This is a genomic window from Kaistella sp. SH40-3, assembly GCF_030686865.1.
Classification (GTDB): domain Bacteria; phylum Bacteroidota; class Bacteroidia; order Flavobacteriales; family Weeksellaceae; genus Kaistella.
Window position 1 is genome coordinate 66861 of sequence record NZ_JAQYUS010000002.1, and the last position, 12500, is coordinate 79360.

The following is a 12500-nucleotide window of genomic DNA, read 5'->3' on the forward strand; positions in this document are numbered from 1 at the left end:
TAAGATATAAAGGAGAATTAATTAAAAAAAAAAACGCTCAATTAAATTGCGCGCAATATAATTGTTCACTATATTTGCAATTCAAAATAGGATAAAATTTAAAAATATGTCATTATTAGAAAATTTAAAATGGAGACATGCAGTAAAAGCATATGATTCATCAAAAAAAGTATCACAAGAAGATCTTAATAAAATATTAGAAGCGGCCCGACTGGCTCCAACTTCTTCTGGCTTACAACCTTTCCGTGTGATTGTGGTGGAAAATCAGGAAGTAAAAGAACAGATGGTTCAGGGTGCTTTGAATCCGGAAGTAATGAAAGACTGTTCACACGTTTTGGTTTTTGCGGCTTGGGATCGTTATTCGGATGAAAAAATTGATAAAGTTTATGATTATCACACCGATGTAAGAGAATTACCAAGAGGCAGATTCGGGAGTTATACCGATAAGTTGAAAGAGATTTATAACGCTCAAACTGCTGAAGAGAATTTTGCTCACACGGCTCGGCAGACCTATATCGCTTTAGGCTTAGCAATGGCTCAAGCAGCAGAATTAAAAATTGATAGTACGCCAGCAGAAGGTTTCAGCAATGAACTAGTTGACGAAATATTGCGTTTGAAAGATTTAGGTTTAAAAAGTGTGAGTCTACTCTACCTTGGTTACCGAGATATTGAAAAAGATTATCTTTCTCATATGAAGAAAGTGAGAATTCCGATGGAGGAATTTATCATTTCAAAATAAAATCCTTTATTAAATCACCAATCCGATGGAAAATCAAGAAACCCCAAAATTAGAAAACCAGATTTGTTTTCCACTTTATGTTATCTCGAAAGAGATTACAGCGATGTATCGTCCTTTTTTAGAGAAACTCGACATTACTTATTCTCAATATTTGGTGATGATGGTTTTGTGGGAAAATGACGGACTTACGGTTAATCAAATTGGTGAAAAACTTTTTTTAGATAGTGGAACTTTGACGCCTTTATTGAAAAGGTTAGAAGTAAAATCCTATTTACAAAGAAAAAGAAAAAAGGAAGATGAACGAGTTGTAGAAGTATTCTTAACCGAAACAGGAAGAGTTTTACAGAAAATGGCTTGCTCAATTCCGGGTAAAATGGCGGAAAAACTCAATCTATCTGAAGATGACCTCTTAGGCCTTAAAGAAACAGTCGACAAAATTTTAAATATCGTAGAAAATAAAAAATGAAAACATTATATACAACAAGCGTAACTGCAACAGGCGGACGCGACGGGCACATTAAAAGTGAAAATGGAATTCTGGAACTTGATGTTCGAACTCCAAAATCGTTAGGCGGTAAAAGTGATGATTTTACCAATCCAGAAATGCTATTTGCAGCAGGTTATTCAGCATGTTTCGACAGCGCTTTAAACCTAATGATTAAGAAATCAAAAATTGAAACAGGAGAAACTACTGTTAAGGCAAAAGTGAGCATTGGCCAAATTGAAAACGGAGGTTTTGGCTTGGCTGTTGAATTAGACGTAAATGTTCCAGGCGTTACTTTAGAAGAAGCGCAGTCGCTGACAGAGCAAGCACATCAAGTATGTCCGTACTCAAACGCAACAAGAAACAATATTGAGGTTAAACTTTCGGTGACCAATAATTAATTTCTGTTCTAGTAATTTTTTTTAGAAACACATCAATTATATAGAAAATTGAATCTGTTTTGAGATTCAATTATTAAAGACGGCAAAACTCATTAAAGTTTTGCCGTTTCTTTTTGAAATAATCTACAGAGAATATTAAACAGATTTGCTCAAGTTAAATTGAGTAAATCTAAAAAAACAAAAAAGGATAAAAAATTAATTTTATCCTTTTTTTGTGACCGCGAAGGGATTCGAACCCCCAACCCTCAGAGCCGAAATCTGATATTCTATCCAGTTGAACTACGCAGCCATTTTTAATGGTCAATTGCTTTGCTGTGAATGGTCAATAGTTAATTTTTTAAATTGACTTTAGAAATCACCATTCACTCGAAGAAATTCACCCTAAAAACTAATCTTCACACCGCCCAAAATCTGTGCTCCCAAAACTTTGTAACCTTTGTAAGTTTGATACTGGGTGTTTAGTAGATTATTTCCGAGTGCAAAAATACTGAAATTTTTGTGAACTTTGTACTCTGCAGACAAATTTAAATCTGCAAATCCACCAACTTTGTCATTTGTATTTTCTGTGGAGATATAATTATTGGGATTAATTCCATCATTATTCACTTCAAATGAATTCGTTGTCATATCTGAGCCAAAAATTGCTTTCGCACCTAAAGTCAGTTTTTTATCTAACATTGAATATTTACCACCTAAACTCGCTTTGATCAAAGGTTTGTAGTAAATATTTTTATTATTATCTAAATTATATTTAGCAAAATTTAATTCACCATCTAAAGCCAAATTCGCCAACGGGAAAAATTGAACACTCCCTTTTACCTCACTCACCTTTCCATTGTCATAAACCGAAGAGAAGGTATTTGCAAAATCATAAGCCGGACGCTTATCATTTACATCATCATTAAATAATTCGTTGGCTCTGAAAAATAAAATATCATTCATCTTCCCAAAACCTGCACTGAAATCATATTTAATTTGCTGATCGATATCGCCACGCAAACCAAAGTAGAATTTATACTTGGTTTCTGTCGCACGCAATTCCTGGTCAGAAATTAAGTAAGGATTCTGCTCCAATAAATCAGCGTAGGTATTGAGGTGCAAACCTCCAGTAATCCCACCATAGAATTTGAATTCATCAGCGGCAGCAAACTGTAATTCCGCTTTCGGGAACCAATAGGTTTTAGAATTTTTCATCTGTTCTGCCAAAATCAGATTGGAGTTTTTAGCATTTAAAAATGAAAAATCAGAACCAATCATTAAATAAGAATTCCCTTTGAAGAAAGTCATTTTCGGTGCTAAAATCGCATTCAGAAATTGAGAAGAATTTTTATCGATGATATCAAAATCCGTTTTTACGGTTTCTAAATTTAAACCCAAATCAGCATTAAATCGAACATCATCAAAAGCGGGAAGATCCACGCCGTGTTTTGAAAGATTCACTAAAACTTCAGCCTGATTTTCCTTTGAACCAAAATGATCACTCAAGAAAGATGACTTCAGTCGAACATCATTCAGAATTTCATTGGAATAAAAATCATAATAACCATTCACTTTAAAACGGTTGGTTTTCTGTTTCAAATCGATATTAGAAGATCCTGGATCGATTGCGTAAATTCCGTAATAATTATAATCATTTAAACCATAATCAGCATTGATACTGAACTTTCCTAACTCTCCGTAAGAATTTAAAAAGGCACCAATATTTGCAGAACTTTGTTTAGAATCCCAATTATAAACGTTCTTTAAACCATTGGTAGAAAGAAAATGCACATCTCCACCAACTTCCCTATCGTTTTCCAGTTTGGTAGAAATTAAACCGTCGGCTAAAATCTTTCCATAATTCCCCATTCCTAACTGGAAATAATTATTCTGATTTTCTGCCTCGAATTTTGGCGAAATATCTTCACCTTGAATCAACGACGTTTTAAAATCAGATGACGCCGGAACATTTGTAATATTGTAAGTCGGCGGATTTGCAGATTTTTCTTCGGGTGGATAATTTTTTTCTGCTTCGATGGAAGTTTTCTTCTTCTCGATTTTCTTCACTTCTGGTTCGCGCTTTCTGTTTAGAAACAATTTCTCATCTTGAATTTGAGAAAATGCAACTTGCGAAAATCCTAAAAATAACAGGGATAATATTTGAATTCGTTTGTTCATTGATTTAATTTCTTTTTCAATTTCCATAGGGTTTTACCCTATGCTATTTTATTGCGCCACTTCGTGGCTTTCGGATTTACTTTTTAATTTGCTTTTTTAAATCCTTTGCTTCGGTTACGATTTCTGGAAAATCTCCGTAATTAGCGATAATTTGATCCGCGGTGTAACTCGCCTGGTAATTATCTTTTAAGCCAATATAATTTTTAACCATTAATACCAAAGATTTTGCACCCCAAAACTCTTCTGACGCATAATTATTTGCCAGTTTGAAGATTGTTTCGTTGGAGGATTTAAATGCTTTCCCTTTGTTTTGATAAAAGGCTTTGGCGTATAAAGCTTCGGCAGCAACTTCTGTATTCGACGATTTTTCTAAAGCCGTGTAAGCAATTTTTGCCTCGTTATCTTTTCCGTTGTTCATCAAACTTCTGGCTTTAATCACTTTTGCCAGTTCATTGATTGAAGCCGAATTTTTTTGATTTTGCAAAACCAAATCTGCCAGCATTTCTGCTTTTTTGAAATCTTTTTCGTCGGCGTAAATTTTCATTAATTCAACATTGACAAAGTTTTTCACATTTACATTGGTCGAATTAGAAAGCGTTACCAAATATTTCTTAGCCTCATTCGTATTGTTCTGCGCTAAATAAATCTGCGTAATTCTGGTTTGCGCATCTTCCTGATAATCGTTTTGAACCTGAGCAACTTCCTGTAGAACCAATAATGCTTTCGTTAAGTTCTGAGTCTGGAAGTAACTTTCGCCCAATTCATATTGTGCTTGGTACAATCCGTCACCAGTAGGATTTTGCGTTAAATATTTTTCATAGAGCGGAATTGCATTCTTGTAATCTTTACTCGCGTAAAAGGTTTTTGCACGATTCATGTTGATTTCATCAATCTCTGTAGCATCGATTCTTACGCCTAAACTTTGGGCGAAATTCTCATATCCGGAAACATCTCCTTTTTTAATGAAAATAGGTTTTGCAGCCAAAACAATTCTACTTGCAAATGCCGTGTTTTTATATTGATTTCCGAGTGATTTTAATTCCGTTAATGCTTTTGTATCTTCGTTTTGATCTATGTAATTTTGAGCGCGGTAAATCTGAGCGTTGGCTACCAAATCCTTATCGGTACTGGTTTTAATGACTTGGCTGAAATAATCGTTCGAGTTTTTATAATCGTCATTTGCCGCATATGCCGTTCCGATTTCATATTGTGCATCGTCGAAATATTCTGAGTTTTTATACTGATTCAGCAACTTCTTCAATTCATTAATTTTCGCCTCGGTATCGCCTTTAAATCCTAGAGCCATCGCTTTTTGGAATAAAGTATAATCGTCTGCATTTTCGGTTTTATCGTAAATAGCAATTGCTTCATTCAACTCATTATTTGCATAATAAGTATCTGCTAAGCGAAGTTCAGCGTCACTTTTAAATTCGGGTTTCGGATCTTTTAAATAAGCCGTAAAATATTCTTTTGCTTTGTCGAATTTCTTTGATTTAAAGTAAGCATATCCCAAATCATAATTTAACTGCTGTTTTTCGGGGAAATTTTCTTTTTGAAGCTTCTCAAAACGGACAATTGCAGAGGAATAATTTGCTTTCTGATAATACGTTTGAGCCAACCAATACAAAGCTCTCGAGTTGAATTCTTTGTTAATATTAAACTCTAAACTTCGTAGAAAATATTTTTCAGCAGCATCTAAATTTCCTTTATTAAACTCTTCAGTTCCGATTAAATAAGAAACTTCCTGATCTACTTTATCGGTTTCTGGTGTAGAATTCGGCATTTTATCAATGGCTGCCAAAGTCCCTTTATAATCACCTGAGTACAAATAAGATTTCACCAAAAGTGATTTCATTTCAGCAGTGTCAGCACTTTTCGGATATTTCGTAATGTAACTTTGAATCACGTTTGAGGCCGATTCAAATGGATTTCCGATTTCATAACTCAACTTTGCATATTGTAAATGAGCGAGTTGCTGAACTTTTGCATCGTAAGTCATTTGATATGCAGAACGAAACGCAGAAAGCGCTTCCTGTTTTTTACCAACTTCTAAATAGGCATTTCCTAACTGGTAATACGCATTTTGTGAAGTCGCCGAATTGCTATTCAACAACTGGTTATAATAAGAAACCGCTTCATCATATTTTTTTAAATGGGCGGAAACAAATCCCATTTCGTACAAGTCGCTTTCTGATGGATTCGTTTTGCTGTCTAAATAAATTTTCAAGTGCGGATAAGCAGAACTGTAATCCCCTTTCATGAAATAACTTTCGCCAATCATCTTGTGAACTTCTGTTTTGTAATCAGCCGAAATGTTTTCATTAAGCAACGCATTGCCTTCTACAATTGCTTTATCATAATCCTTATCATTAAAATACAATTGTACATAATACGGTTTTACAACCCGAGCATATTTTTCATTATCCTTGATCTCATCAAAATAATTAAAGGCTTTATCGTTTTGTCCATCGGCATAATACAAATGTCCCAACATATAACCAATATCATTTTTATCAGAACCTTCTGCAGATTTATAGGCTTCATCTAATGCTTCAATCGCGCCATTAGAGTCGCCAGTCATGAATTTGGCATAACCAAGTTTCATAATATACTGCGTGTTTTCTTCCTTTGAAAGTTGGTATTGATTTACATTTTGTAAAGTTTCTAAAGCTTTATCAAAATCTTTTTGAGCCAAATAGAAATCGGCCAACGGTAAATTCGCCTGTGCAAAATACGCTGAGTTCGGATATTCTTTGATGAATGCATCTAAACCTTGCTCTGCATGATTCTTGCGCAAAATTACGCCGATCACATTATCGAAAAACTGTGCGGCTTCTTTTTTAGAATTCGACATCGACTGATTATAAAAATACTGTCGGGCATATTCGAATTGAGAAGCGTTGTAAATTTTATTTTGGTAAAGGTTTTCTGCGAGGTTGAAACGGTAGTTTTCGCGGTCGCTGAAATATTGAGATTGTTGTGCCTCGCATAATCCGAAATAGAGAAATGCCGTGGCAATTAAGATTTTTTTTGAATTCATTTAATCCTGATTTTCGGAAAGTTTTAGAATTAATAAAGAGGAAAATCAAAGACTTAAGCGTCTAGAATGATTTCCACATTTAATCAACGAAAATAACGAAAAGTTATTGTTTGTACAAGTTTATTTGTTGCTTGTGGAAATGTGGATAACTTTGAAATAATTAGATTTTTTGATCATAAAGTCAAAATTTCCAAACGGTTACATTTAGAAAAATGACCATAAAAAAAACAATGAATTTGTGTTCATCTCATCTTTTGACTTTATGATTTTAGTTTTTACAATAAAAGATTTCGTTTCTTAATTTCTGTTTTTCAATAAAATCCAGCCTTGTCTTTGTTCCGTTTTTTGCGTCACTCCATCAAACCAAGAAATAACGTACCAATATGATGATGTTGGTAATTCTCTGCCATTTTGTTTACCATCCCATTCACTTTTGCTTGGGTTATTGGATTCAAAAACTGTGGTCCCATTTCGATTCACAATCACGATGGAAACCTGTTGCATTTTATCTAAATTTTCAATGCACCAAACATCATTAATCCCATCCTCATTTGGACTAAAGGCATTATTAATTTTAATGAAATACACCATTTTTGGCGGACCTAAACAACCGGTATTTGATTTTACCTGAATCTCGTAAGAACTTTGGGTCGGATTTAATAATATATTTGAAGATTGCGGAACCCCATTAAAATAATACGTATAAGGCTTTGAACCACCTTCAGCAATAACTTCTATGGAATTATTAGTCTGGTTGATGACTTGAATTTTCGGCTGATTGATATCTGAAATCGTAAAATTATGGGTGTACGGGCAACCATTAATTCCCTTTTGTAAAACGACGGAGTAATTACCAGGTTTTGTAAAAGAAGCAGTTTGACCAGTTCCTTTGCCATCGCTCCAGGTAAAAATCGTGTTTTCAGTTCCTGCATCAATGACTAAAGTTTCACCGGAACAAATAAAATATTCTGGTTGAAGCGTTGTTGACTTGTTCGGAATATTAACTTTCAAATTAATTTTCGCTGTTGATGGACAAAAATTCGGAAGCGTAATGCGAACAAAAATTGTTTGAGCGAAAGCAGTTTCATTGGTGTAATTTGAACTGATGGATTGCGTAAGATTTAAATCTTTAAAATACTCAAAATTCGCAGAAGCATCAGTCGTAAAAATCGATTTTTTCGAATCTAAATTAAAAGGAGTTATACCATCAAAATCAGTATCACAAAGAGTGTAATCGGTTTCTGTAGCACTTAATGCAGAACTCCCACCTTGTGTAAAAGTTAAAGTTTGCGGATCAGAAATACAACCCGTCGTATTATCTTTCATTAAATAATTTACGGTTAACGGCAAAGAAGATAAACTAAAACTAGCCGGCAGCGGATTGTTCGAAAGATCCGTAAACGTATAATTAGCGGGATTTGCAATAACTTCATTTTTAAAGTTTTGCAGAGAATAATTTACTTCTGCACAAATTAAAATCTGGGATTTGATTGAAACAGGTTTTGGATTGTAGGTTAAATTAAAAGTGACTGTTCCGTTACAAGTCGGATTATAATTGACTTTTATATATGGATTTTGTCCAAAAACACTAGCATCGTAATTAGCAATTTGACTAGGAGTTAGTAAAGTTCCATTAGAGGAATAATATTCTAATGCAACGGTAACGGGTAACTGAGCATCCGTTAATACATTGGGATTTTGAGTTAAACTAAAAATGGTATCACCTGTACAATTGGCTTTAGAAATAGAAGTCAACAATAAGTTTGGTCTTGGGTAAACCAATACGGTAAAATCTGGATGATCTGGAGAGACACAACCCGTTACATTATCTACAACCCTAATGTACAAAGTAGTATAACCCATTCCACTTCTAAAATTATAAGTTACTGCTCCACCTCCATCGATTGCGTTTTGCAAATTGGTATGAAAAGTAATGGTAACATTCGGATCTGGATTAATCTCGGGAATTAAAGAAGCAAGATCAAATGTCTGAGTGGAACTTGCGCATTGCGATGGCAATTGAGTGACCGGCGTATTAGCAATAACTTTTGTATTAAAATTAAATTTCAATTTCACCACCGTTTCACAAGTAGAATTGGGGTGTTTTATTTTCACCAATACCGGATTATTAACTTGCGGATTTACAGAAGTCAAAGTCTGATAAGAAGTTCCACCATTAACAGAATAGGTGAACTGATAATTTTTGCCAGCAAAATATTGATTTTCAAAAGCGAGAAGATTGTAAGTATTACTTCCGAAGCAAAGATTGGTCGGTGAATATTCTGTATTCGTAACTGGCAATGAAATAAAGGTAAGATCAAAAGTAGCAGTAAAACTACAAGATGCGGTTGTATTCAAACTTTCCGCATCAATTTTAATGGTTCTGGTTTGATCTGCATTCAGCGTAAGTACATTATTTGGGCTTGGTAAATCGACTCCATTTTCCTGAAATCTCAAAGTATATTGAGTTGGATCTGCCGGATAGTAATCATATAAATTCACGGTTGCTTGCGTACTTCCATCGGTTTTACAAATGATTTTCGGACTGTTATTAAAAGGAGGAAAAGTACTGTTCAACACCAATGAAATCGGCGCAGAATCTAAACTGCATAAACCTGCCGAACCATTTCGTATTATTTTTACAATATAGTCTCCAGTTGATGTTACCGATAATTTATTGGTTGTGGACAAAACTGTTGCATTGCCAACCTTTCGCCATTCATAAGTGACATCAGGAATGAAAGGGGTTTCTAAATCAATCTGCGCACATGTTGAAGTAATAATGTTGATTTGTGGAGTTTTTAAACTTTTAAATTGAACCTCATCTGAAACCACTGCACCTATTTGCGCACCCGTATCGGGATTTATATAAGAAACCTCTACTTTTAAAACGTCGTTATCATTAGGAGTAAAATTATTTAATGCAGCTGAAGTTTCTCCTGTAATCAGGCTGCCATTTCTAAACCATTTAAAAACTGGGGTTAGATTTTGATTCGGTGTAAAAAGCCAGGCTTTCCCTTCACTTTTCCACGGTCCGTTATTATAATCATAAGCAGTATTACTATGCTTTGGAACTTTCTCTTTCGTGCCGTCATCATTCTGCATTCCTAAAATTGCATTATAATTAATTTCACTTTTATTATTCACATAAATGATTACCCTGCCATCTTCTAAAAGCAATACATAACTCAAATAAGGCACTGTTGAAATTCCACCAGTTCCATTGGTTCTAATTTGATTTTGAAAAGAAACCATCAAACCATTAACGCCACTTATCACAACACTTTTGTACAGATAGGTCACTGAACCATTTACCGAACGGGGAACCAAATCGGTATAACCAAAAAATATTTGTGCTAAATTTAATTCCTGTGCAGGATTGGCTTTGTACACCTTATTGTAATCCGCAGAAGGCAATTTGCTGTAAGTATTATAAGCTGGAACTCCGCTGAAAGTACGATCGGTATAAACCGTATTATTTTTAAGGTTTTCTAATTCCGGATCATTCGTAAAAACCAAACGCCCATTGCTTCCGAGAACAACTTTAGAATAAGTCTTTCCGTAAAAACTAAAATTAAAACCTATGGGAAATGCCTCGCTAAATTTATCAGCACCCGCAGCCGGAAAAACAATTGGAGTTGATCCTGCAGAAAGCCCGAAATCAGTTGGAAAAACACTAGTCATTGCATAATCTCCTGTTGAACTGGAAACTGCATCTACTTGTAAATTAAATTTTTCACCCACGCAAAAATACTGATCCGCCAGATAATCTACCTTATCAGCAGGATTGTACAACTGCACAGACTGCCCAAAACCCAGCGTGAATAAACAAAAAAATAGTAAAAAATAAAACTTCTTCATCAAATGATTTTTTTTCAAAAATACGTTATTTATTAAAACATATTTTTCTTCTATTTTAGTATATAAATTTTAAAAAAATATTTTTTTTAAAATTTTCTGTTACATTTGTGTAAATTAAAGATAGAAGATGAATCAATTATTCAGAAGAAAACAATATTCAGAAAGCAGTCAACCCTCTGGATTACTGCGAGTTTTAGGAGTTTGGGATATTGTATTTTTCGGCATTGCTGCCATTATTGGTGCTGGAAGTTTCAGTTCTTTGGGTGAAGCCGTATTTCGTGGGGGTCCCGGAGTCATCGTTTTATATATTATTTGTGGTTTTGCCTGTGGTTTTACCGCGTTGTGTTACGCAGAATTTGCGAGTAGAATTCCCACGGCGGGTTCCGCATATACTTATGCTTACGCAAGTTTCGGCGAACTGATTGCGTGGATTATCGGCTGGGCTTTGATCATGGAATACTCTTTTGGAAATATCTACGTTGCCTTTTCCTGGTCTGATTATTTCACCAGTTTTATGAGCAGAATCGGAATTTTTATTCCTGAATATTTATCTACCAGTTATCCCGAAGCAAAAAAAGCATTTGAAGCAGGTTCTGGAAATTTAGGACTAGTTAATGCTTGGAAAAACGCACCGGTCATAGGAAATCTAAAAATCATTTTAGACATTCCAGCATTAATTATTAATGGATTAATTACTTGGTTAGTTTATCGCGGTGTTCGTGAAAGTAAAAATTTCAATAACGTTTTAGTTTTAATGAAATTGGCGGTTATCGTTTTGATTATTTTAGTTGGAATCGCTTATGTCAATGTAGATAATTGGATGCCCACCAATCCAACAACACAAGTCGCTTCTTTTATGCCAAACGGTTTTGCGGGAGTAATGAGCGCGGTTTCAGGAGTTTTCTTTGCCTATATTGGTTTTGATGCCTTAAGTGTCTTATCCGAGGAAACCAAAGATCCACAAAAAAACTTACCAAGAGGAATGATCATTTCGCTGGTTTTGTGTACGGTGATTTATATTGTCTTAACGCTTGTTCTTACTGGAATGGTCGATTATAAAAAATTTGAAGGCGTAGGTGATCCCTTGGCATTTATTTTCGAAAAAACAAATGCAAACCTCGCCTGGATGGAACTAACGGTTTCTTTTGTCGCGATTATTGCAATTACGACCGTCTTATTAGTTTTCCAAATGGGACAACCAAGAATTTGGTATGCAATGAGTCGTGATGGTTTGATGCCGAAAAAATTCATGACCATTCACCCAAAATACAACACTCCGTCTTACGCAACGATTGTGACTGGGATTGTAGTTGGAGTTCCGATTTTATTCACAGATAAGTCATTCATTTTAGATTTCACAAGTATCGGAACCATTTTCGCATTTGTATTGGTTTGCGGTGGAGTTTTATTACTTCCTGCGAAGAAAAAATTACCCGGAAGATTTCACATGCCTTATATTAATTCCAAAATAATATTTCCAGTTTTATTCCTGGGTGGATTAACATTTTTCTATTTTTGGCAACCTGCTTTTTTCAATAATTTAATGGATTGGAAAGATCCCACAGAAAGTGAATTCAGAATATCAATGTTCTTTTTCCTCCTTATTAATATCGGACTTTGCATTTTAGCATTCGTAAAAAACCTGTCCTTAATTCCACTCATGGGTTTAAGTTCATGTCTCTATCTTTTAACTGGAATGACGCACAACAACTGGTTTTGGTTTTCAGTTTGGTTCGCAATCGGCTTGGTGATTTATTTCTCCTATGGTTATAAAAACAGCAAACTGAATAAAGAATTGAATGGCGATTTAGATTAATA

At 34.7% G+C, this 12500-nt stretch carries 7 protein-coding genes and 1 tRNA gene; 4 read left to right on the forward strand and 4 right to left on the reverse strand.

Annotated features, from left to right (window positions below):
• Window positions 1-106 precede the first annotated feature (106 nt).
• The 3 genes from PUH65_RS04100 to PUH65_RS04110 are packed head-to-tail and all read left to right on the forward strand — an operon-like array spanning window position 107 to window position 1624.
• A complete protein-coding gene (locus PUH65_RS04100) occupies window positions 107-739 on the forward strand; it encodes an NAD(P)H-dependent oxidoreductase (protein ID WP_305518496.1) in 633 nt (210 codons plus the stop codon).
• 25 nt (window positions 740-764) lie between these two features.
• The gene (locus PUH65_RS04105; RefSeq protein ID WP_305518498.1) at window positions 765-1205 is read left to right on the forward strand and encodes a MarR family winged helix-turn-helix transcriptional regulator; all 441 of its coding nucleotides are present in this window, start codon (window positions 765-767) and stop codon (window positions 1203-1205) included.
• Entirely contained in the window at window positions 1202-1624 is a 423-nt protein-coding gene (locus tag PUH65_RS04110; protein WP_305518499.1) for an organic hydroperoxide resistance protein, read from the forward strand. Before PUH65_RS04105 ends, PUH65_RS04110 begins: the two co-directional genes overlap by 4 nt.
• 215 nt (window positions 1625-1839) lie before the next feature.
• Here the strand turns inward: PUH65_RS04110 and PUH65_RS04115 are convergent.
• From PUH65_RS04115 to PUH65_RS04130, 4 genes are all read right to left on the reverse strand, one after another.
• Window positions 1840-1913: transfer RNA gene (locus PUH65_RS04115), tRNA-Arg, on the reverse strand.
• 92 nt (window positions 1914-2005) lie between these two features.
• Entirely contained in the window at window positions 2006-3781 is a 1776-nt protein-coding gene (locus tag PUH65_RS04120; protein WP_305518500.1) for a TonB-dependent receptor, read from the reverse strand.
• A gap of 76 nt (window positions 3782-3857) precedes the next feature.
• Window positions 3858-6821, reverse strand: coding sequence for a tetratricopeptide repeat protein (locus tag PUH65_RS04125; protein ID WP_305518501.1), 2964 nt, complete (start codon window positions 6819-6821; stop codon window positions 3858-3860).
• Between the two features lie 297 nt (window positions 6822-7118).
• Window positions 7119-10682: a gliding motility-associated C-terminal domain-containing protein gene (locus PUH65_RS04130; RefSeq protein WP_305518502.1), complete on the reverse strand. Its 3564-nt coding sequence runs from the start codon at window positions 10680-10682 to the stop codon at window positions 7119-7121.
• Between the two features lie 127 nt (window positions 10683-10809).
• Here PUH65_RS04130 and PUH65_RS04135 point away from each other — a divergent pair, with 127 nt between their 5' ends.
• Entirely contained in the window at window positions 10810-12498 is a 1689-nt protein-coding gene (locus PUH65_RS04135; RefSeq protein ID WP_305518503.1) for an APC family permease, read from the forward strand.
• Window positions 12499-12500 lie beyond the last annotated feature (2 nt).